Genomic DNA, 22,317 nt, shown 5'->3' with positions numbered 1-22,317 from the left:
AAACGGTGGTGCGGGTGGAATCAGAAGGTGCCCGGGTAGGCGCCGCCATCGATCAGCAGGTTCTGCCCGGTGATGTAGCCGGCCTGCGCACTGCACAGGAACGCGCAGGCGGCGCCGAACTCATCGGCGGTGCCGAAGCGGCCGGCCGGGATGTGGGTGCGCTTGCGTTCGGCCAGCTGGCCGGCATCGATGCCCTGCTGCTGCGCCAGATAGGCGAAGTTGCCGCGCAGGCGATCGGTATCGAACTGGCCCGGCAGCAGATTGTTGAGGGTGACATTGTGGGCAACGGTCCTGCGTGCCAGCCCGGCCACGAAGCCGGTCAGCCCGGAGCGTGCGCCGTTGGAGAGCCCGAGGATGTCGATCGGCGCCTTCACCGAGGACGAGGTGATGTTGACCACGCGGCCGAAGCCGCGCTCGATCATGCCGTCCACGGTGGCGCGGATCAGCTCGATCGGGGCCAGCATGTTGGCATCCAGGGCGGCGATCCAGTCGTCGCGGGTGAACTGGCGGAAATCGCCCGCCGGCGGCCCCCCCGCGTTGTTGACCAGGATGTCGACCTGCGGGCAGGCGGCCAGCGCCGCGGCGCGGCCCTCCGGCGTGGTGATGTCGGCGACCACGCCGATCACCCTGCGGGCGCCCGGCAGGGCCTGCAGCTCGAGCACGGCGCGATCCAGCGCCGCTTCACCGCGCGCGGCGATCACCACGTTGACGCCTTCGCGGGCCAGCGCACGCGCACAGCCCAGCCCGAGGCCCTTGCTGGCGGCGCAGACCAGGGCCCAGCGGCCGGCGATTCCAAGATCCATGGGTCAGTCCTGTGGCAAGAGGCAGTCGTACATGATCGGCGATGCGTGGCCGGGAGAGGTCAAGACTGTGCGGCAACAAAGTGTTGCAGCTGCGCGGCGACCTCGTCGGCATGGCCGAGGAACGGGGCATGCCCGCCGTGGGCGACCACATGGACCTGCGCGGCGGGGGCCAGCGCGCCGGCCGCCTGCATGGCCCGCGCCGAGACCAGCCGGTCGCGCTGGCCGGCCAGCCACAGGCTGGGTTTGCCCAGCGGGGCCAGGGCGCCGCGGAGATCGGTGTTCTCCAGCAGGCGCAGGCCTTCCTGCAACGCACAGGGGGCCGGCTCTCCGCGCGCGACCAGCATCTCGCGCAGCGTGCGCAGTTCCTGGCGGGCGTGTTCGGACCCCATCGCGTCCAGCGCGAGGAAGCGCTCCAGCGTGCCGCGATAGTCCTGCGCGAGATCCTGGCCGAACTGGCCGAACACCGCCGGCTCGACCGCATGCGGCCAATCGTCGCCGCGCACGAATCGCGGGGTGGCGGCGATCATCGCCAGGGCGCGCACCTGCGGCAGCGTCGCGGCGGCATGCAGGGCGAACAGGCCGCCGAGCGACCAGCCGCACCAGACCGCCGGCGGCGTCGCAGCGGCGATGGCGTTGACCACATGCGGCAGGCGCAACGGGGTGGTGTCGTCGCGGCTGGCACCATGGCCGGGCAGATCGACCAGGTGCAGCTGGAGGTGCGGCGACAGCCGCTCCACCAGCGGCGCGAACACGCCGCCATGCAGGGCCCAGCCGTGGATCAGGACCAGTGCCGGGCCCTGGCCGATGACATCGATATGCATGCTCAACTCTGTGGCGTCACGCGGTCAGGGCATTCAACGCGTGCTGCTGCCCCACGGTATCGCGGGCGTGCGCGATCGCATCGATCAATGCGCGCACCTGCGCCGGCGCATGCAGTGCGGACAGCGTCACGCGCAGGCGCGCCTTGCCCTCGGGCACGGTCGGCGGACGGATCGCGCTGACCAGGAAACCCGCCGCCTCCAGCGTGGCCGACATCGCCATCACCGTCGACTCGGCGCCGCACAGCAGCGGTTGGATCGGGGTATCGGACGGCATCAGTTCCAGGCCGTGCTGGCGGGCACCGGCGCGGAAGAGGCCGATCAACTCGGTGAGCTTCTCGCGGCGCCAGTCGTCGCGGCGTGCCAGCTTCACGGCGGCCAGTGCCGCGGCGGCCTGGGCCGGCGGTACGGCGGTGGTGTAGATGTAGGGCCGCGCGGTTTCGGCCAGGTGCTGGATCATCGCCTCGTCGCCGAGCACGACCGCACCACTGCCGCCGAGTGCCTTGCCGAGCGTGGCCAGCTGCAGCGGCACATCGTCGACGCCCAGGCCTGCATCGGCCACGCAGCCGCGGCCGTGTTCGCCGACCACGCCGATACCGTGCGCGTCATCGACATACAGCAGCGCTTCCTGCATGCGCGCCACCAGCGACAACGAGCGCAGGGGGGCGATGTCGCCATCCATGCTGAAGACACCGTCGGTGGCCAGCATCGCCGCGCCGTTGGGCGCGTGCTTGAGCTGGCGCAGCGCGCCTTCGGTATCCAGGTGCGGATACCGCCGCAGCCGGCAACCGGCCAGGCGCGAGGCATCGAGCAGGCTGGCGTGGTTGAGCCGGTCCTGCACGCAGACATCGTCTTCTTCGCCGAGCAGCGCCTGCTGCACGGCCAGGTTGGCGGCAAAGCCGCTGCCGAACAGCAGTGCGCGCGGATAGCCGAGCCAGTCGGCCATTTCCTGTTCGAGCGCTTCGTGCAGCGCATGGTGGCCGCAGATCAGGTGCGAGGCGGTCGCGCCGGCGCCTTCGCGCGCGGCGGCATCCTGCAGTGCGCTGACCACCCCGAACTGCTGCGACAGACCCAGATAGTCATTGCTGCAGAAGTTGGTCAGCCATTGGCCATCCACTTCCAGCTGCACGCCATCGCGCCGGCTCACCACGCGGCGGACACGCAGGCGCCCCTGCGCGTCGCGGAGCTTGCGCTGGGCCTGGATGCGGTCGTGCAGGTCAGGACGGGCCATGGTCGTCAGGGGGTCCGGGTGGGCCGTTAGCGTACCCGGTTGCCGGGCCCGCTGCTCGGGGCTCAGGCCGCCCGCCCACAGCCGCCGCCAGCGGTGATGTCGGCGTGGACCGTGGCCGGGTGATCGTGCCCCACCGCGTCCACGCTGATCGCCATCGGGCGCAGCCCCAGCCGTTCGAACAGGGCCAGGTCGCGCTCGGTGTCCGGGTTGCCGGTGGTCAGCAGCTTTTCGCCATGGAAGATGGAGTTGGCCCCGGCCAGGAAGCACAGCGCCTGCAGCTCGTCGCTCATCGCCTCGCGCCCGGCCGAAAGCCGCACCATCGAACGCGGCATCACGATGCGGGCCACCGCGATCATCCGCACGAACTCGAACGGGTCCAGCGCGGCGGTGCCGTGCAGGGGGGTGCCGGCGACCTGCACCAGGCGGTTGATCGGCACCGAGTCCGGGTGGGCGGGCAGGGTGGCCAGCGCCAGCAGCAGGCCGGCGCGGTGTTCGCGCGTCTCCCCCATGCCGACGATGCCCCCGCAGCAGGTCTTCAGCCCGGCATCGCGCACGTGCGCCAGCGTGTCCAGGCGGTCCTGGTACTGGCGCGTGTGGATGATCGAGTCGTAGTAGTCCGGTGCGGTGTCCAGGTTGTGGTTGTAGTAGTCCAGCCCGGCCTCGCGCAGGGCGGTGGCCTGCGCGCCGCTGAGCATGCCCAGCGTGGCGCAGGTTTCCAGGCCGAGCGCCTTCACCTCGCGGATCATCGCCGCCACCTTGGGGATGTCGCGGTCTTTCGGCGAGCGCCAGGCCGCGCCCATGCAGAACCGCGAGGCGCCGGCGGCCCTGGCCTGGCGCGCCCTGGCGACCACATCGTCGGTGGCCATCAGCTTCTGCGCGTCCACGCCGGTGCTGTAGCGCTGTGCCTGCGGGCAGTAGGCGCAGTCTTCCGGACAGCCGCCGGTCTTGACCGAGAGCAGGGTCGAGATCTGCACTTCCGCCGGATCAAACTGCTCGCGGTGCACGCTGGCCGCGCGGTGCAGCAGCGCCGGGAACGGCAGTTCGAACAGCGCCAGCAGCTCCTCGCGGTGCCAGTCATGTCGGATGACAGAAGCCATGGGGATGTCCTGACAGATAGGGGAACGAAAGGGCGGCAGTCTGGTGAGGAGGCCGCCATCTGTCAACCATATGATCATTTCAAAAGTTTACGGAGCCCTGGGGTGGCTGCGCTGGCAGATCCTGCCGTTGCGCTGCCTGGTCTGCGAGTGCCCGGGCGAGGACGGGATGGACCTGTGCCGCGCCTGCCATCGGGCGTTGCCCTGGAACGACCATGCCTGCCGCCGCTGCGCGCTGCCCTTGGCGGCGGCCGACCGCGCCGATGAAACAGACGACCACTGCGGGCGTTGCATCGACGAGCATCCCCGCCAGGCCGCCGCCAGCGCGGCGTTCCTGTATGCGGCGCCGATCGACCGCCTGCTGATCCGGTTCAAGTTCCACCAGGACCTGGCCGCCGGCCGATTGCTGTCGCAGCTGATGCTGCAGCGCGTGCCGCCGTTCCTGGCCGGGCCGCTGCAGCCGATGCCGCTGCATCGCCGGCGGCTGCGCCAGCGCGGCTACAACCAGGCGCTGGAATTGACCCGGCCGCTGGCGCGCGGGCTGTGCTGCCCGCTCTGGCAGGGTCTGCAACGGACCCGCGAAACGGCCGCGCAGTCGAATCTGGATGCCGATGCCCGTCGCTGCAACCTGCGCGATGCGTTCGCGGTGCGGGGGCATCCGCCGGCCGGGCTGACCGTGGTCGACGATGTGATGACCACCGGGGCGACCACCGATGCCGCGCTGCGCGCGCTGCAGTACGCCGGTGCCGGACCGATGCAGGTATGGGTCTGTGCGCGGGTGCCGTGAGCGCCGTTGCCGCGCCGTGCACAACGAAGCCGTACCATCGGGCCGTCATCACCCCTCAAGGATGTCCCATGAACCTGCCGCCGGACTCGCGCACGTTTCCCCTTCTTACTGCCATCGGCCGCAGCTGGTGGGTGCTGATGCTGTACGGCGTGGTCGCCGTGGTATTCGGGCTGATCGCGATCGCCCGGCCGTTGTCGGCCGCGACCGCACTGGCCTGGGCGATCGGCGTGATGGCGCTGGTGGAGGGCCTGATCAGCCTGTTCGCGCTGTTCGGCCGCAGCGGTGTGCCGCGCGGCTGGCTGCTGGTCTATGCGCTGGCCTCGCTGGGGTTTGGCGTACTGGCCGTGCTCAATCCGCTGGCGACCGCCAGCGTGCTGATCCTGCTGCTCGCGGCCTGGCTGATCGTGGCCGGCCTCTACCGCATCGTGTTCGCAATCCGGGTGCGCAGGGAAATCCAGGGCGAGTGGTTGCTGATCCTCAGTGGCGTGCTGGCGATCGTGCTCGGCGCGATGATGGTGGCCAATCCGATTGCCGGCATCGCCGTCACCACGCTGTGGATCGGCATCGGCAGCCTGCTCTACGGCGTACTGCAGATCGTGGTCGGCTGGCGCATCCGCCGCCTGCGCTGAGCGCGGGCAACAGCGATACTCGGGGCCCCACCCTTGGAGAGACGCGCATGCGCAGCCATCTGTTGATCGTGATCCTGGCACTGGGCGCCGGCCTGGGCGCCTGCACGCAGACATCCCCGCCTCCGGCGGCGGCAGACGTGCCGGCGGGCGTCCCACCGCTGGCGCAGGCACGCATCCAGATGCGTGAGGTCGCCGCGGAGGCAGGTGGCTCCAACAGCACAACGCTCACGGACCGCGATGGCAATGCCCTGCCGCTGCTCGAACCGGCGTTCATCACCACCGGCGACATCGCCTCGGTTGCCGTCGGCACCGATGGACACAACGGACAGGACACCCTTGTCCTGCGCTTCACCGACGCAGCCGCACCGCGCATCCTTGCCGCGACCGAAGCACGCGTGGGCAAGCGGGTGGCGTTCACCATCGGCGACCAGGTCCTCAATGTCGCCGTCATCGCCGGTCCGTTCGCGCAGTCCATGCAGGTGACCGGACTGGATGGCAGCGACGAAGCGCACCGGCTGTTCACCGAGATCACCGGCAAGGCGCCCTGAGCCCGTCGGTCAGGGCAGCTGCCGCTCAGCGGAAGTTCGCCTCGATCTGCTCAAGCGACTTGCCCTTGGTCTCCGGCAGCCAGAACGCGGCGATCAGGAAGTACAGCAGCGTGCAGCCGGCCCAGAAGAAGAACATGCTGGCGTAGCCGTAGTGACCGACCGTGGGCAGGAAGATCGCGGCGATCACCGTGGAGACGAACTGGTTGATCAGCAGGGCGATGCTCATGCCGTTGGAGCGGATGCGGGTCGGCATCAGCTCGGACAGCGCCAGCCACACGCACACGCCGGGGCCGACCGCGAAGAACGCGACGAACAGCAGGATGCAGCCGGCGACCAGCCAGCCGTGCGTGGGCGAGGGCACCGGGCCGATCACTGCGCGTTCGATCACCAGCGGTGCGTTGGCGGCCTGCGCGGGGTCCGGGAACGGGTTGAGGTGCAGGGTACGGAAGAAGCGGCCGATCACGCTGTCGGCCGAGACCGCGTCCTCGCGGCGGATCTGCAGGGTGGCATCGATCGGGTTGTCGCTGCGCAGCGAGCGCACATTGCTGAAGCCGCCATAGGCATAGGACACGGTCAGCTGTTGCGGCGCGGTGCCGGCAGTGCCGTCCAGCCGCTGCCATTGCGCGGCATCCAGTGGCAGCGACAGGGTGGTGCCGCTCACCTGCTGCTGCAGCGTGGCCTGCACATCCAGCCGCCCGCGTTCGCTCTGCACGAACAGCAGGGCCGCCGCCAGCAGCGACAGCGTGATGCCGCCACTGCCCAGCATCAGCAGGAACTTGCGGCCCTTGCGGTCCACCAGCACCAGCGCCACCACGGTCATCACCGCGTTGAGCAGCTTGATCGCCACATCCGCACCATTGGCCACCGAGCCGGGCAGGCCGGCCTGGTTGAGGATGTTGACCGCGTAGGCCAGCACCGAGTTGATGCCGGTGGCCTGGGTGAACGCCAGCACCAGGCAGGCCAGCACGAAGGGCCAGACGTAGCGGCGGCTGAGCAGCGGATCGCGTTTGCCGTTGGGGCCGATCTGGCGTTCTTCCGGCGCCTGCATGCGCTGCAGGGTCGGCTCGACGTCGGCCGCGGCGACCGTGCGCTGCAGCGCGCTGCGCGCCTTGTCGATGCGGCCACGGCGCACCAGCCAGCGCGGTGATTCACTGATCAGCAGCACGCCCCCGGTGAACACCAGGCCGGGCAGCAGGCAACTCCAGAAGATCGTGCGCCAGGCATGGTCCTTGACGTCGAACAGCAGCCGCTGCTGCTCGGCACCGGGCAGATGGCGCACCGCGGCGGTCGCCGCATCCACCGCATGGGCGTGGTACAGCCCGATCAGGGCGGCCAGTACCAGGCCGATGGTGAGCAGCAACTGGAACATCGCGGCGCCGCGACCGCGCCGTTCCGGGCTGAGGACTTCGGCGAGGTACAGCGGCACCACCACGCCGATCAGGCCGCCGCTGATGCCCTGCAGCAGCCGCCCCATCAAAAGCGCGCCGTACCCATCGGACAGCGCCATCACCGGGATGCTGGCAGTGAACAGCACGCCGGCCAGCAGCATCGCGCCGCGACGCCCGATCAGGTCGGCGACCATGCCGGCGAACAGCGAGGACAACACGCTGCCGAGCAGCACGGCGGCGACCACGAAGCCCAGCTGCTGGCTGGTCAGGTGCCAGCTCGCGGTCGCGGTGGCCTCCAGGTAGGGCAGGGCACCGGCGATGATGCCGATGTCGATGCCATAGAGCAGCCCACCCATGCCGCCGATGAACAACAGATAGCGTACCGGCCAGCGCGGCGCGGAGGCGCCGGCGTGCACGGGAAGGGCTGCGGAAACGTCGTTCATCATGCCGGTCCTGTCTGCAACTGCGTGCGCCGTGGCGGCGCGGGAGTCAACGCTCAGTCGAGCGCGATGTCGTCGCCTTCCACCACCACGCCGCGCACGCGCAGGTCGTGGTCAAGCACCACCAGGTCCGCCCAGGCACCGGTCGCGAGACGGCCGCGGTCGTCGATGCCGAGATAGTCGGCCGGATAGCGCGACAGCCGGTTGGAGGCATCGGCGATGCCCAGGCCGAGCGAGACCAGGTTGCGCAGCGCCTGGTCCATGGTCAGCGCACTGCCGGCCAGCGAGCCGCTCGACAGCCGCACGCAGCCCAGGCATTTGTGCACGCGCTGCACGCCCAGCGCGTACTCGCCATCGGGCATGCCGGTAGCGGCGGTCGCATCGGTGACGCAGTACAGGCGAGGGATCGCGCGCAGGGCCGTGCGGATCGCGCCGGGATGCACGTGCTGCAGATCGGGGATGAGCTCGGCGTACTCGGCATGCGCGAGCGCGGCGGTCGCGATGCCCGGGTGGTAGTGGTCCACGCCGGTCATGCCGTTGAACAGATGGGTAAAGCCTGCCGCGCCTGCGTTCAGTGCGGCAACACCATCCTCGTAGCTGCCGGCGCTGTGGCCGAGCTGCACGCGGATGCCGAGCGTGTTCAGCGCGGGAATCAGCGCCAGGTGCTGGCCGATCTCCGGGGCGAGCGTCAGCACCTTGATCGGTGCGATCGCATGCAGGCGCTGCACGTCGGCCAGGGTGGCCTCGACCACCAGCGGGGGCTGTGCGCCCAGACGCTCGGCACTGATGAAGGGGCCTTCCAGGTGTACGCCGAGCACGCGCGCCATGCCTGCTTCGCGCGTGGCGATCGCAGCGGACAGGCCTTCAAGCGCGCGGGTGATGTCGTCCTCCTGCGCGGTCATGGTGGTGCCCAGCAGCGCGGTGGTGCCGTGCCGGGCATGCGCGCGCGCCACGGTCTGCGCGGTCGTACCGCCCTGCATGATGTCCACCCCAGCGCCGCCATGCACATGCAGGTCGATGAAGCCGGGCAGGATCAGCGGGACCTCGTCGTCGCCGCGCGGATCGGCGTGCGCGGTATCGATGGCGGTGATGCGCTGGTCGAAGTGGATGTCGCCGCGGACCCAACCGGTGTCGGTGAGCAGGCGGCCGTGCAGGGAGCGGGACTCGGTCAAGGCGGGCACTCGGCGATGATCACTTCGACGCCCAGCCGCTGCAGCCCTTCCAGGTACTCGGCCTCGATGCTGGCGTCGGTGATGATGGTGTGGACCTGGTCCAGCCGCGCGATGCGGTGCAGGCTGACCCGGCCGAACTTGGAGGCGTCGGTGAGCACCACGATGCGGCGCGCGCGCTCGACCATGCGGTGGTTGAGGCTGGCTTCGGCCTCGTGGTGGGTGGTGAGGCCGAACTGTAGATCCAGGCCATCGACGCCCAGGAACAGGGTGTCGAAGCTGTAGGTGTTGAGGCTGGCCTCGGCCTGGCTGCCGTGCAGCGACAGCGACTGCTTGCGCAGCAGGCCGCCGGTGAGCAGCAGCTCCACGCCGGGCGCATTGGCCAGCTCCCAGGCGATGTTCAGGCCATTGGTCATCACCGTCACCTCGCGATGCCCGCGCAGGTGCCGCGCCAGCGTCATCGTGGTCGAGCCCGAGTCGATGATGATGTTGTCGCCGGCCTTGACCAGCTTGGCCGCCTCGATGCCGATCCGGTCCTTCATCGGCAGGTTCAGCGCATCCTTCTCGTGGATGTCCTGTTCCTGCGGCGGCGTGCGTACCAGCGTGGCGCCCCCGTGGGTACGGGTGGCCAGCCCCTGCGATTCGATGTGGGTCAGGTCGGCACGGATCGTGACCGCCGAGACCGAAAAACGCGTCACCAGCTCGCTGACCTGCACGTTGCCGTGCTCGACCAGGGTCTGGAGGATCTGCTGGCGACGCTGCCGGGTGTTCCGCATGGGGGCGATTCCGTTCGAAAGGGAAAGCCGAAGCTTACCGTTCCGAAAGCTCCTTGGCCTGCCGGGTTTCGTTATGCGTGCCTGAGAGGTTGCGATTGCAGGCCCGGGCATATTCGGCCAGGCGCAGCGCGACCTTGTGCTGGATCAGCGCCAGCGGTGCGGGCTGCAGTTCACCGGCTTCGATCGCCTTGAGCTGTTCGGGCATGAACTGGCTGAGCAGCATCTGCGGCGGCACCTGCGCGGTGAGGTTGGCGACCAGCGTGTCCAGCGCGGCCTGCACCGCCGGCTCGCCCCAGTAGTAACGGCTGCGGTCACTGAGCGAATAGGCGCGCAGCAGGCGCAGCGCGTGCTCGTCACCCTGGTAGTAGCTGCGCCAGCTGCCCGGCGTGTCGACCATGCAGCGGTCCAGCACCTCGATAAGGTTCGAGCGCTGCGCGGAAGGCAGCAGTTCGCGTTCGATCATGGCCAGCGCGAACACGGCTTCGCGGAAGGCATAGGTGGCCGCCGGCCCGACCTTGAGGATTGCGAAGTGATCGCGGACCAGCGCGTGCAGGCCGGCCTCGGTCTGGTAGTCGGTGGAGTGTGCTTCGAACACGATGCGCGGCTGCCGTTCGACGAAGGCCGAGAGGTCCGCGGCGGCGGCAGGGTCGTAGTAGTGCACGCTGCTGTGGTCGAAATCCACGCCGGGCTGCACGACCATCGCGATCACGCGCTCCCACGCCGGCAGCAGGTCCGGGGCGGAGAACGCTTCGCGGTGGATGTCCAGCGTGGTCGCGGCCGCGGCCGGCGTGGTGACCTGCAGGCCACCGGCCAGCGAAGCCTCACCGCCGGGGATCGGCACTTCGGTGCCGATCACGTAGACCGGCGGCGGTAGGCCGTGTTCGGCGGCGGTACGTTCGGCGATCCGCGCCAGTTCGGCCGAGCGCGCGGCGACGATGGCGTCCGGCAGCGGGGTCGGGTCATCGGCGCAGGACATGCTGCAGTCCAGGTGGATCTTGTGGAAACCGGCTGCGACGTAGGCGGCGATCAGGTCGCGCGCGTTTGCCATGGCAGCGTCTGCCGGGCCTTTCTGCCAGGCGTTGGGACCGAGATGGTCGCCACCGAGCACCAGCCGCTCGGCCGGGAAGCCGGCATCGCGCGCCAGTTGCAGCACGTAGTCGCGGTACTGCGGCGGGGTCATGCCGGTGTAACCGCCGAACTGATCGACCTGGTTGGAGGTCGCCTCGATCAGCAGCAGGGTGTCGTAGCGCTGCGCGACCTGCATCGCCGCCAGCAACACCTGCGCGTTGCTGCAGCAGACGCTGTACAGCCCGACGGGTTGGCCCTGGCGGTGGGCGGCGATCAACGATTGGACGGCGGACATGGCAACTCCAGTAACAACAGTGTTCAGGGGGAGGGATGGTGCTGGCGCGCGAGCAGAGCGGCGCCCCGCGCACCGCCGGCATCGCCGAAGGTGGGCGGCAGGATCGGGGGAACGCGGACGCCGGTGAACAGGTAGGGCGCGATCGCGGCCGGCAGGTCGCGGTAGAGCTGCTCCAGCTTGGACAGGCCGCCGCCGAGCACGATCACGTGTGGGTCCAGCGCGAGGATCAGGCTGGCGAAGCTGTAGCCGAGCAGGTCACGGTGGATGGCCAGGGCCTGCTGCGCGATCGCATCGCCGGCCTGCGCCCGGGCAACCACCGCGGCGGCATCCAGGGCCGCGCCACCGCGGCGTTCGTGGATCATCGCCAGCCCGCTGCCGGAGACGTAGCGCTCCAGGCAGCCCCGCAGGCCGCAGCCGCAGTCCAGCACCGGCAGGTCGTGGCGCTGCTGCAGGGTGGCGGGGAGGCTCCAGTGCCCCCATTCGCCGGCGATGCCGTTGTGCCCGGCGATCAGCCGGCCACCCACGCAGAAACCACCGCCCGCGCCGGTGCCGAGGATCACCCCGAACATGCTGGGGTAGCCCGCGGCAGCGCCGTCATGCGCTTCGGACAAGGCGAAACACTGCAGGTCATTGCCCAGTTCCAGCGGGCGTTGCAGGCGTGCCTGCAGGTCCGCACCGACGGTCTGGCCGGTCAGGCTGGGCACGTTGGCGCTGAGCTGGCGGCCACTGGCACGATCACGCACGCCGGGCAGGCCGATGCCGACGGCCACGCCGCGCTCGCCTAGCGCGCTGTCGGCGGCATCGACCAGATCGACGATGGCCTGCAGGAACGCGGCGTAGTCGCGGGTGGGTGTCGCCACGCGCTGGCGGTGATGCACCACCAGCGCCGCGTCGCACGCGACCAGTTCGATCTTGGTGCCGCCGATGTCGATGCCGTACCAGGTCTGCATGCGTGCTCAGCCGTGGGGATGGATGGTCACGCCCTGCACCACACGGTTGACCGTGCCGTCGGGGAAGGGATTGTCCGGGGTCATGCCGAGCGCGGCCGAGCGCTGCAGCGCGTAGCACTGCGGCACCAGCAGCCACAGCGGGGCCAGCCACGGATCGGGCAGCGCGGGCGCATCGAGCACGAAATCGCCGTCGGCGCGGTCCGCGTCGTCGGGCCCGATCGACAGCACCCGGCCGGCGATGCCGTCGCGGCGCAGTTCGTTCAACAGGTCCTGTTCGTAGCGGCGGGCCAGCGGCTGTGCGCTGCGCAGCATCACCACCAGGGTCTCGCCGTTGAGGGTGGACTTCGGCCCATGGCGGAACCCCAGCGGGGTGTTGGCCAGCGCCAGCACGCGGCCGGCGGTGAGTTCGAGCACCTTCAGCGCGGCCTCGCGCGCAACGGCTTCCAGCGGACCGCTGCCGAGATAGATGACGCGCGCGTACGGCGCCTGGGCCAGGGCAGCGACCGCGGCATCCCAGGCGTCCAGCGCACGTTCGCCGTGGGTGCCCAGCGCATGCAGGCGTTCCAGGCGCTGCGCCCACGGGGCGCGGTCGAACGTGCTCAGCGCGGCCAGCAGCATGCAGCTCAGGCTGCTGGTCATGGCGAAGGCGCGGTCACAGCTGGCCGGCGGCATCAGCAGCGACAAGGTGTCACTGCGGCCGTGGCCACGCGTGGCCAGTTCGCCCGCGGCGTTGCAGGTGATGTCCAGGAAGCGCGCGTGGTCGACCTGGTCGCGGACGAGGTCCACCGCTGCCACGCTCTCCGGGCTGGAGCCGCTGCGCCCGAACGACACCAGCAGGGTCGGTCGATCGCGGCGCAGGTACAGCGCCGGATGGGTCAGCAGGCTGGTGGTATGCACGGCGCGGACCTCGGCGGGCCACTGCGCATTGATCTGGTCGGCCACCATCTCGGCGATGAAGCCCGAACTGCCGGCGCCGGTGAAGATCACCCGCTGGCCGGGATCGCGCAGGGCGTCACCGAGGAATGCATCGATGCGCGCCTGCGCGGCGTCCAGAAGGTCGGCTAGCACCGTCCACAGCCGGGGCTGCTGGGCGATTTCTTCGGCGGTATAGGCGCCACCGAGGCGCTGCCACGCGGGCAAATCAGGGAGCAGAGAAGCGTCCATTCGCAATTCCTGTTGGGCGAACGCACCTTCTGCGTTTTCTTTCGAAATGTCAAATAGCGAAAGATAAAGAAAAGATCGTTAGGTCACACTTTTTACCTATTGCTGGCGGGATGATCACAACCAAGTTTTTCCAATGCCGCGTCGCAACAAGGTTTCAGGCGGAAACAAAACGCGCATTCAGGTGGCGTTTGGAAAGTGTTGCTGTGCCGCATCTTTCGTTTGTACTCAAATATCCTTCTTTTTTCTTTGCAATTTGTTGACATCTTTCGAGACCCTGCCCTAGAGTCGGCCGCACTGGTTTCAGTTTCCCGCTGACCGCGGGCTTGGGGGCAAGGTGGACTTCCGGTTACGACGCACTGGTCTGACGATCGCACTGCTCGCTGCAGTGGCCCTGGCCGGCACCGCCAGCGCCGCGCCGGTGGGCAACCTGCGTGCGATCAGCGCGACCCCGGGCAAAGACGGCACCGCCGGCTGGACGCTCAGCAGCGATACCGGCGCCACCCTGCGCGTGGAGCTGCTGCGCGAGGACGTACTGCGCGTGCAGGCCGGCCGCAACGGCACGCTGACCGCTGCCGGCGACAAGGCCGCACCGATCGTGCTGCCGCAGCCGGCGACGAAGGTCGCCTTCCAACTGGAAGAAGACGCCAACGAGGTGCGCATCCGCACCGATGCGCTGGTCCTGCATATCCAGCGCCAGCCGTTGCGCCTGTCGCTGGATCGCCGCGAGGGCGACCGCGATGTCGCCCTGTGGCGCGAACTGCAGCCGCTGGACTTGGACAAGGACCAGAGCGTGCAGGTGCTCTCCAGCGAGGCCGGTGAACACTTCTACGGCGGTGGCCAGCAGAACGGCCGCTTCGAATTCAAGGGCCGCGAGCTGGAGGTGTCGTACTCGGGTGGCTGGGAAGAGGGCGATCGGCCCAACCCCGCGCCGATGCTGCTGAGCTCGCGCGGCTGGGGCATGCTGCGCAACACCTGGAGCGATGGCACCTACGATCTGCGCCAGGCCGACCAGGCCACGCTGCTGCATCGCGAAGACCGCTTCGATGCGTACTACTTCGTCGGGCCGAGCCTGCACACCCTGCTGGACCGCTACACCACGCTGACCGGCCGCGCCGGCCTGCTGCCGCGCTGGGCGTTCTCCTATGGCGACGCCGACTGCTACAACGATGGCGACAACATCAAGAAGCCCGGCAGCGTGCCCGACGGCTGGAGCGATGGCCCGACCGGCACCACGCCGGACGTGGTGGACAGCGTGGCCAGGCAGTACCGCGACCACGACATGCCCGGTGGCTGGATTCTGCCCAACGACGGCTACGGCTGCGGCTACAAGAAGCTGCCCGAGACCGTGCAGGGCCTGGCGAAGTACGGCTTCAAGACCGGCCTGTGGACCGAGAACGGCGTCGACAAGATCGCCTGGGAAGTGGGCACCGCCGGCAGCCGCGTGCAGAAGCTGGACGTGGCCTGGACCGGCAAGGGCTACCAGTTCGCGATGGACGCCAACCAGTCCGCGTTCAACGGCATCCTGCACAACTCCGACTCGCGCCCGTTCCTGTGGACGGTGATGGGCTGGGGCGGCATCCAGCGCTACGCGGTGGCCTGGACCGGCGACCAGAGCAGCAGCTGGGACTACATCCGCTGGCACATCCCGACCCTGATCGGCTCCGGCCTGTCCGGCATGGCCTATGCCAGTGGTGACGTCGATGCGATCTTCGGTGGCAGCGCCGAGACGTTCACCCGCGATCTGCAGTGGAAGAGCTTCACGCCCGTGCTGATGGGCATGTCCGGCTGGTCCGGCAATGCGCGCAAGCACCCGTGGTGGTTCGACGAGCCCTACCGCAGCGTCAACCGCGACTACCTCAAGCTGAAAATGCGCATGACCCCGTACATGTACGGGCTGGCGCATGACGCGGCGACCACCGGTGCCCCGCTGCTGCGCGCGCTGATGTGGGACTACCCGCAGGACCCGCAGGCGTATACCGAAGCGTACAAGTACCAGTTCCTGCTCGGTCGCGAGCTGCTGATCGCGCCGGTGTACCGCAGCCAGGCCGCGAGCCGTGGCTGGCGCCGCGACATCCACCTGCCGCAGGGCCGCTGGATCGATTACTGGGACGGCCGCCAGCTGCAGGCCGGTGCCGAGGGCCGCGCGCTGGATCGTCCGGTCGACCTGGCCACGATCCCGGTGTTCGTGCGTGCCGGGGCGATCATCCCGATGTACCCGGCGATGCTCTATGACGGTGAGAAGCCGCTCGACGAAGTGACCTTCGATCTGTATCCGCAGGGCACCTCGCAGTACACGCTGTACGAAGACGATGGCGCCACCCGCCGTTATGAGAAGGGCGAGTCCAGCACCCAGGCGATCACCGTGCATGCGCCGGCGCAGGGCAGCGGCCCGGTGCAGGTGCGCATCGATCCGGTGCAGGGCCAGTACGCCGGCCAGCTGCAGCAGCGCCGCTATGCGCTGCGCGTGCTCAGCCGCCAGCGCCCGGCCACGGTGACGCTGGACGGACGCGCGCTGCCGATGCTGGCCGACCAGGCAGCGTGGCAGGGTGCGGGCGAGGGCTGGTACTTCGATGCGGCCGAGCGCCGCGGCACCCTGCACGTGCGCACCGCGCCGACCGACATCCGCCAAGCGCTCGCACTGCAGCTGGATCTGCCGATCGCCGCCGCGCCGGCCGACGATGCCTTCCCGCCCGCCCCCGAACTGGGCCGCGCGCTGCCCTCCGACAGCCTGCTGGTGGTCAACCGCCCGGCCGAGGAGCAGGGCTACGAAATGGAGAAGGCCTTCGACGAGGATCCGGCCACGTGGTTCCGCACCGTGCGCAACCAGGCGGTCAAGACCGGCGCGCACGAGTGGGTGCTCGGCTTCGGCGAACGCAGGCTGATCGACGGCATCGAACTGGCGCCGCGCAACGACCAGCACTGGAAGAACGGCCAGATCCGCGATTACGAGATCTACATGGCCGACAGCAACGGCGAGTGGGGTGAACCGGTCAAGCGTGGCCGCCTGACCCTGCAGCAGGGCATGCAGCAGATCGACTTCCCCGCCCATGCCGGCCGCCTGCTGCGCTTCCGCGTGCTGAGCACGCAGAACCCGGAAGGCGACGGCGCCAGCGGTGCCGATCCGATGGTGACCGCGGCGCAGGGCAGCGTGGCGCGGGCGGTCGATGCACTGCAGCCGCGCGATGTCGGCCCGATCGTGCTGTCCACCTTCCATGTGCTGGAGCACCCGCAGCCGGAGGGCCCCGCGCAGCAGCTGTATCTGTCCGCGTTGCCACTGCCGGCCCCGTTGAAGGCCAGCGTCGGCACCGACCATGCCTTTGGTGGCCAGGCCGAGATGCGCATGAACGGCCTGCATTTCCGCCGCGGCCTGGGCGTCAACGCCAACAGCCGGATCGATCTGCAGCTCAACGGCGGCTGGCGCCTGCTGCGCGCCGATCTGGGGATCGATGATCAATGCCGCACCGCCGGCGGCATGCAGTTCCAGGTCTGGGGCGATGGTCGGCTGCTGTACGACAGCGGCCTGGTCAAAGCACCCGGCGTGGTCAAACCGGAGCTGGACGTGCGCGGCCTGCAGCGGCTGAGCCTGCGCACGCTCGGGGCGCAGGGCGATCACCCTGCGCAGGTCTGTGGCAACTGGGCGAACGCCGCCCTGATCGGACAGGAGGGCGATACCGCCAGCATCGTGTCGCCGTAACCGAACCGCCTTCCGGAACACCGCTCTCTCCCGTTTCCCGTCTGCGGCCCTTTGGCCGCGGCACGGGGGACGTTTGCCCAAACACACCCATCCACCGCCAGCCCCACGCTGCGGATCGAACAAGGAGCCCAAGATGTTGACCGAACGCCATCGCCATCGCCGCATCACCGCCACCCCCTTGTCCATCGCACTCGGCCTGGCCGTTGCGGTGGTCGGCAGTGCCAGCGCCCAGGACGCAGCGCCCGATACCAAAGCCACCGAGCTGTCGCGCATCGAAGTGACCGGCTCCAACATCCGCCGCAGCGATGTGGAAACCGCCTCGCCGGTGCAGGTGATCAGCAAGCAGGACATCGAGAACATGGGCGCGCGCACGCTGTTGCAGGTGCTCGACAACCTGCCGGCGGCACGCCCGGGGCAGCAGGATGCGCGCTCGCTGTTCACCGGCTCGGACGGCGCCTCGCAGGCCAACCTGCGCGGTCTCGGCGCGCAGGGCACGCTGGTGCTGTTGAATGGCCGCCGCCTGTCCTACTACGGCGCGCCGGCCGGCTTCCAGACCCAGTTCGTCAACATCGATGCGATCCCCGCCGCGGCGATCGAGCGCATGGAAGTGCTGACCGACGGTGCCTCGGCGGTGTACGGCACCGACGCCGTGGCCGGCGTGATCAACGTGATCACCAAGCGCTCCTACCAGGGTGCGGAGATCAATCTCACCACCGACAAATCCTCGCGGATCAGTTCGTACGGTGAGCACCAAGGGAGCATCACCGCCGGTTTCGGCGACCTCGATGAAGACCGCTACAACGTGTACGCCTCGGTCAATCTGTACCGGCGCGATGCGATCCCGCTGAGCGATTTCTACGACAAGCGGCCCGACCAGTACTACGTCAACAACCCCAACTACCTGCCCAACCTGCGCCTGGGTACCGGCAGCAAGCCGGGTGAGTTCAACCCCGGCAGCTACTTCGCGTTCGATCCGGTCACCGGCCGCCGCGTGCAGGAAGCCGCCCCGGGCTGCAACAACGTGCTCACCAGCGAAGCGGCCGGCCCGCGCTGCATCTGGGAGACGTGGATGAACAACGAGATCGACGCCGGCGCCAAGTCGGAGCGCAACACCGCCTACGTCAACGCGCATTTCCTGATCGGCGACAGCACCGAAGCCTTCGCCGAGGCGACCTACACCGACATCGACCTGACCGCCAACGGCGGCACGCCGCGCGCCTACGGCACCACCACCGGCAACCCGACCAGCTGGTTCTCGCGCAACACCGGCACCACGGTCAACCAGTTCCTGTATCCGTACCTGGGCCCGAACAACGAATACAACAACGCCTCGCCCGAACTGAAAGCACTGATGGGCGGCGTGGTCGGCCTGCAGTACCTGCTGCAGGACGTGGGCGCCAACCACTTCGGCCAGCGCAACACCGACCAGAGCTACCGCGTGGTGGCGGGGCTGCGTGGTGACATCGGCGACTGGAACTGGGAAACCGCCTTCGCCACCGCCGGCAGCCACTCGGTCACCTACCAGACCACCAACGTCAACCTGGCCGGCTTCGAGAAGGCGTTCGGCCCGTACTCCGTCGACCCGGGTACCGGTCGGGTCATCATTTCCGATCACCCGGCGTACAAGTTCGGTGAGATCAGCGAAGCCAACGCCGCGCTGATCCGCGAAGCGTTCCCGACCTTCGACATCCAGTCCTGGACCCGCCTGCATACCCTGGACGGCAAGATCGAAGGCCCGCTGTTCCAGATGCCGGCCGGCGAAGTGCGTGCGGCCTTCGGCTTCAACGCCAGCCGCGAAACCTTCTATACCCCCGGCAACCCGGATGCGGCCAATGGCCTGATCACCCAGCAGGGTGGTTCGTGGTTCGACGGCAAGCGCAACACCTACGCGCTGTTCGCCGAGACGGTGGCGCCGCTCACCGAGAAGCTGGAACTGGACGCCGCGCTGCGCGTGGACAAATACCCGGACTTCAGCGCCAACCTGGCGCCGAAGATCGGCCTGAAGTACCAGATGTTCGACCAGCTGATGCTGCGCGGCACGTACTCCACCGGCTTCCGCGCGCCCAGCCTGGCCGAATCCGGCAACGGCGGCGTGTTCGCCCAGCTGGGCGGCTACCGCGACGAGGTGCGCTGCAACGAGACCAACGCCATCGCCAACCTGCTGTTGCGATCGCAGCGCGGCGGGGATGTCGACCTGGGCAAGACCCTGCTCAACACCGACTGCAGCCGCACCGTGGCGCGCATGACCCAGCCCAACCCGGACCTGAAGCCGGAGAAGGCCAAGATCACCACGCTGGGCTTCGTCTACGAACCCACGCAGTGGCTGTCGGTGTCGGCCGACTACTGGTTCATCTACCGCAGCAACGAGATCGTCGCCCCGGACTTCACCCGCGATGAGGACATCATTTCCTCCACGCGTTCGCCGATCACTGAAAGCGACCGCGCCAACCTGGCCGCCCTGGCGGCGATGTGCGCCGACCCGGCCAGCGGCGTTGCCTGTCCCGGCACGCTGCCCGGCTACAGCGTGGGCAACGTGGCCAGCGTGGTGGGCCAGTACAAGAACCGCGGCAAGACCCTGATCGACGGTTTCGACATCGACGCCCGCAGCCGCTTCTCGCTGGGCGAGTGGGGCAACCTGAACATCGGCGTGGCCGCCACCATCGCCAACCGCAACCGTTCCTACCTGGACGACGAAAGCGGCTGGTACTACGGCGACCTGGTCGGGTATTACAACAACCCCCGCCTGCGCGCCACGTTGAACGCGGACTGGAGCTACAAGCAGGTCACCACCAGCGTCTTCGTCAACTACGTCGGCGGCACCAAGTGGGCGCTGCAGCAGATCGATGAAGAAGACAACAACCCGCAGACCTGCACCGCCGGCTACCTGCCGGTGGAGCAGAGCAAGTGCGACGGCGCACCGTCGTGGTGGACGGCCAACCTGAGCGTGGCCTGGCGCCCGGACGCGCACTGGAACGTCGGGTTCACCATCAAGAACCTGTTCGACCGCCTGCCGTTCTACGATCCGAACAGCTTCCTCGGCGATTCCAGCGATTACGCCACCATCTTCGGTCGCGGCTACAGTCTGACCGTCGGCTACAAGTTCTGATGCTCCCCTCGCGCCGGTTCCGGCCGGCGCGATCTTCACACGAGGTACTGTCCATGAAACGCAGAGAATTCATCGCCGCCAGCGCGGCCGTTGCCGCCACCAGCCTGCTGCCCAACACGCCCGCCTGGGCGCGCGGACGCAAGGTGCGGCTGGGGCTGATCGGCACCGGCATGCGCGGCCAGGTATTGCTGAAGGAACTGGTCCGCCGCGACGACGTGGAGGTGGTCGCACTGTGCGACATCGAGCCGATCATGCTCAAGCGCGGCATGGACATGGTCGCCAAGGCCGGCAAGCCGGCGCCCAAGGCCTACGGCCAGGACGGCGACGTCAACGCGTGGAAGCGGCTGATCGAACAGCGCGGGCTGGACGGTGTGATCATCGCCACACCCTGGGAATACCACGCGCCGATGGCGATCGCGGCCATGCAGGCCAAGGTCGCGGTCGGCTGCGAAGTGGTCGCCGGCATCACCCTGCAGGACCACTGGGATGTCCTCAAGACCCAGCTGTCCACCGGCACCCCCTACATGCTGTTGGAAAACGTCTGCTATCGCCGCGACGTGATGGCGGCGCTGCAGATGGTGCGGCAAGGCCTGTTCGGCGAGCTGGTGCATCTGCAGGGCGGCTACCAGCACGACCTGCGGGGCGTGAAGTTCAACTCCGGCGATCCCAGCCAGCCCTATGACAGCGGCGTGGAGTTCGGCGCCAAGGGCTGGTCCGAGGCGCGCTGGCGCACCGAACATTCGGTGAAGCGCAACGGTGAGCTGTACCCCAGCCACGGCATTGGCCCGTGCGCGATGTACACCGGCATCAATCGTGGCAACCGCTTCACCCACATCAATGCGTTTGCCAGCAAGGCACGCGGCCTGCACGAGTACACCGTGGCCAAGAGCGGTGGCACCACCCACCCGAGTACCAAGGTGGCCTTCAAGCTCGGCGACATCGTCACCACCACCCTGGCCTGCGAAAACGGCGAGACGATCCTGCTGCAGCACGACACCTCGCTGCCGCGCCCGTATTCGATGGGCTTCCGCGTGCAGGGCACCAAGGGCCTGTGGATGGACGTGAACCAGTCCATCCACATCGAAGGCCGCAGCCCGCCGCACAAGTGGGAGCCGTTCCAGGCCTACCAGGACCAGTACGAGCACCCGCTGTGGAAGCAGCACGCCGCTACCGCCGCCAGCGCCGGCCACGGTGGCATGGACTGGTTCGTCATCCATGCCTTCGTGGAAGCCCTCAAGGCCAAGGCACCGATGCCGATCGACATCTACGATGCGATCACCTGGAGCGCGATCACGCCGCTGTCCGAGCAGTCCATCGCCAACAGCTTCCAGACGCTGGAGTTCCCGGACTTCACCGCCGGGCTGTGGAAGCAGCGCAAGCCGATCTTCGCGTTCGACGGTACTTACTGAGCCGCACCCCCCGCCATCGTTCTGTCACGGACGCATGGCACGGTAATCGCCCACCGGGCCGCCCCTGCGCGGCCCGGTTTCTTTTTCGGGGTGGGCAACATGACGGTGGTGGCAGTACACACGCATGCGTGGCGGCAGCGGCTGCAGCAGTGGTGGCGGCAGGCCCGTCGCTGGGGCGTGCTGGGTGGGCTGGTCGTGGCCAGCGGGGCCACGGCAGCCGATGCCGCACCGGCGCACTGGATGGCCTACGCCGCGCAGGCCGGTGAGGTAGTGTCGCAGCGCCTGGGCGACCCGGCGGATCCGCGCGTCGAGCGCTTGCAGGCCCGGCTGGCCGAGCGCAGCGATCCGGCTGCTGCGTTGACGGTATCGCTGTGGATCGATGCCAGTGGCACCATCACCGACAGCCGTTTCGCCTCGCTGGGTGACGCCGTGGCGGATGCCGATCTGCGTGCGCTGCTGCGCGACACGCCCTTGCCCGCCGCGCCCCCGCCGGACATGCGGCAGCCGCTGAACCTCGGGCTGTCCCTGGCATCCCCTGCGGCGGGCGACGCACCCGTCCCCTGAGCGTCATCGCCCCGGCCGGACCGGTGGCGGCGGTGGCGGCGGGCGCTGCGGCTGCGTCGACATCCCGAACGCAGTGCCCATGCGCTGCTGGGTAGCAGCGCGATGGGCCAACCCCAACGCCGACGGTGGCTGGCGGACGATCAGCAGCGAGCCGGATGCCTGCGCGGGTGCCACCGAGGCCGGCGCAGGCGCGAGCAGCCGGCTGAAGCACGCGTAATCGCGGATGCGCTCGCCGTTGACCTCCACCTCGATGCAGGCCGGCGCTGGGTCTGCCTGCGCGCGGGCGACCCAGGACACGGCCAGCAGGGCGATGCACAGGCCCGCTGCGGTGGGTGATCGAAGGTCCGGCATGGCTGTCACCGCTCTGCAATGAAACCGACCTAA

At 68.9% G+C, this 22,317-nt stretch carries 18 protein-coding genes; 7 read left to right on the top strand and 11 right to left on the bottom strand.

Annotation, left to right across the window (positions count from 1 at the left end):
* Positions 1-20: 20 nt before the first annotated feature.
* From ABE434_RS12400 to bioB, 4 genes are all read right to left on the bottom strand, one after another.
* Positions 21-803 (bottom strand): SDR family oxidoreductase, encoded by a 783-nt coding sequence (locus tag ABE434_RS12400; protein WP_176987892.1) that lies wholly within the window; start codon positions 801-803, stop codon positions 21-23.
* Positions 804-862: 59 nt separating this feature from the next.
* Positions 863-1,624: a pimeloyl-ACP methyl ester esterase BioH gene (gene bioH / locus ABE434_RS12395; RefSeq protein WP_346479044.1), complete on the bottom strand. Its 762-nt coding sequence runs from the start codon at positions 1,622-1,624 to the stop codon at positions 863-865.
* Positions 1,625-1,640: 16 nt separating this feature from the next.
* Positions 1,641-2,852 (bottom strand): 8-amino-7-oxononanoate synthase, encoded by a 1,212-nt coding sequence (gene bioF, locus ABE434_RS12390; RefSeq protein ID WP_346479043.1) that lies wholly within the window; start codon positions 2,850-2,852, stop codon positions 1,641-1,643.
* 62 nt (positions 2,853-2,914) lie between these two features.
* Positions 2,915-3,949 carry a biotin synthase BioB gene (bioB, locus tag ABE434_RS12385; protein ID WP_346479042.1) on the bottom strand — a complete coding sequence of 345 codons (1,035 nt, stop codon included), beginning with the start codon at positions 3,947-3,949 and terminating at the stop codon, positions 2,915-2,917.
* Positions 3,950-4,019: 70 nt separating this feature from the next.
* Here bioB and ABE434_RS12380 point away from each other — a divergent pair, with 70 nt between their 5' ends.
* From ABE434_RS12380 to ABE434_RS12370, 3 genes are all read left to right on the top strand, one after another.
* Positions 4,020-4,733 (top strand): ComF family protein, encoded by a 714-nt coding sequence (locus ABE434_RS12380; protein ID WP_319207365.1) that lies wholly within the window; start codon positions 4,020-4,022, stop codon positions 4,731-4,733.
* A gap of 68 nt (positions 4,734-4,801) precedes the next feature.
* Positions 4,802-5,362, top strand: a complete 561-nt coding sequence (locus tag ABE434_RS12375; RefSeq protein WP_346479041.1) for a DUF308 domain-containing protein — start codon at positions 4,802-4,804, stop codon at positions 5,360-5,362.
* A 47-nt stretch (positions 5,363-5,409) separates the two neighbouring features.
* Positions 5,410-5,910, top strand: coding sequence for a hypothetical protein (locus ABE434_RS12370; protein ID WP_346479040.1), 501 nt, complete (start codon positions 5,410-5,412; stop codon positions 5,908-5,910).
* Between the two features lie 25 nt (positions 5,911-5,935).
* Here ABE434_RS12370 and ABE434_RS12365 read toward each other — a convergent pair whose 3' ends face one another.
* From ABE434_RS12365 to ABE434_RS12340, 6 genes are read right to left on the bottom strand one after another with little or no spacing between them, the layout of a single operon-like run.
* The gene (locus ABE434_RS12365) at positions 5,936-7,741 is read right to left on the bottom strand and encodes an MFS transporter (protein ID WP_346479039.1); all 1,806 of its coding nucleotides are present in this window, start codon (positions 7,739-7,741) and stop codon (positions 5,936-5,938) included.
* A 53-nt stretch (positions 7,742-7,794) separates the two neighbouring features.
* A complete protein-coding gene (gene nagA / locus ABE434_RS12360; RefSeq protein WP_346479038.1) occupies positions 7,795-8,910 on the bottom strand; it encodes an N-acetylglucosamine-6-phosphate deacetylase in 1,116 nt (371 codons plus the stop codon).
* Positions 8,907-9,683, bottom strand: a complete 777-nt coding sequence (locus tag ABE434_RS12355; protein ID WP_346479037.1) for a DeoR family transcriptional regulator — start codon at positions 9,681-9,683, stop codon at positions 8,907-8,909. The genes nagA and ABE434_RS12355 overlap by 4 nt, the downstream gene beginning before the upstream one ends.
* Before the next feature lie 34 nt (positions 9,684-9,717).
* The gene (locus tag ABE434_RS12350; RefSeq protein WP_346479036.1) at positions 9,718-11,046 is read right to left on the bottom strand and encodes a D-tagatose-bisphosphate aldolase, class II, non-catalytic subunit; all 1,329 of its coding nucleotides are present in this window, start codon (positions 11,044-11,046) and stop codon (positions 9,718-9,720) included.
* A gap of 23 nt (positions 11,047-11,069) precedes the next feature.
* Positions 11,070-11,996 carry an ROK family protein gene (locus tag ABE434_RS12345; protein ID WP_346479035.1) on the bottom strand — a complete coding sequence of 309 codons (927 nt, stop codon included), beginning with the start codon at positions 11,994-11,996 and terminating at the stop codon, positions 11,070-11,072.
* A 6-nt stretch (positions 11,997-12,002) separates the two neighbouring features.
* Positions 12,003-13,160, bottom strand: a complete 1,158-nt coding sequence (locus tag ABE434_RS12340) for an SIS domain-containing protein (protein WP_346479034.1) — start codon at positions 13,158-13,160, stop codon at positions 12,003-12,005.
* A gap of 334 nt (positions 13,161-13,494) precedes the next feature.
* Between ABE434_RS12340 and ABE434_RS12335 the strand changes: the two genes are divergently transcribed.
* From ABE434_RS12335 to ABE434_RS12320, 4 genes are all read left to right on the top strand, one after another.
* A complete protein-coding gene (locus tag ABE434_RS12335) occupies positions 13,495-16,854 on the top strand; it encodes a TIM-barrel domain-containing protein (RefSeq protein ID WP_346479033.1) in 3,360 nt (1,119 codons plus the stop codon).
* A gap of 133 nt (positions 16,855-16,987) precedes the next feature.
* Entirely contained in the window at positions 16,988-19,960 is a 2,973-nt protein-coding gene (locus tag ABE434_RS12330; protein ID WP_346479032.1) for a TonB-dependent receptor, read from the top strand.
* 53 nt (positions 19,961-20,013) lie between these two features.
* Positions 20,014-21,369 carry a Gfo/Idh/MocA family oxidoreductase gene (locus ABE434_RS12325; RefSeq protein ID WP_346479031.1) on the top strand — a complete coding sequence of 452 codons (1,356 nt, stop codon included), beginning with the start codon at positions 20,014-20,016 and terminating at the stop codon, positions 21,367-21,369.
* 99 nt (positions 21,370-21,468) lie between these two features.
* A complete protein-coding gene (locus ABE434_RS12320) occupies positions 21,469-21,933 on the top strand; it encodes a hypothetical protein (protein WP_346479030.1) in 465 nt (154 codons plus the stop codon).
* A gap of 3 nt (positions 21,934-21,936) precedes the next feature.
* Here ABE434_RS12320 and ABE434_RS12315 read toward each other — a convergent pair whose 3' ends face one another.
* Entirely contained in the window at positions 21,937-22,284 is a 348-nt protein-coding gene (locus ABE434_RS12315; protein ID WP_346479029.1) for a hypothetical protein, read from the bottom strand.
* Positions 22,285-22,317: the final 33 nt, after the last annotated feature.

The sequence above is a fragment of the Stenotrophomonas sp. TWI1183 genome (genome assembly GCF_039673115.1).
GTDB lineage: Bacteria > Pseudomonadota > Gammaproteobacteria > Xanthomonadales > Xanthomonadaceae > Stenotrophomonas > Stenotrophomonas maltophilia_AA.
This window is presented reverse-complemented; position numbering and strand designations above follow the sequence as displayed.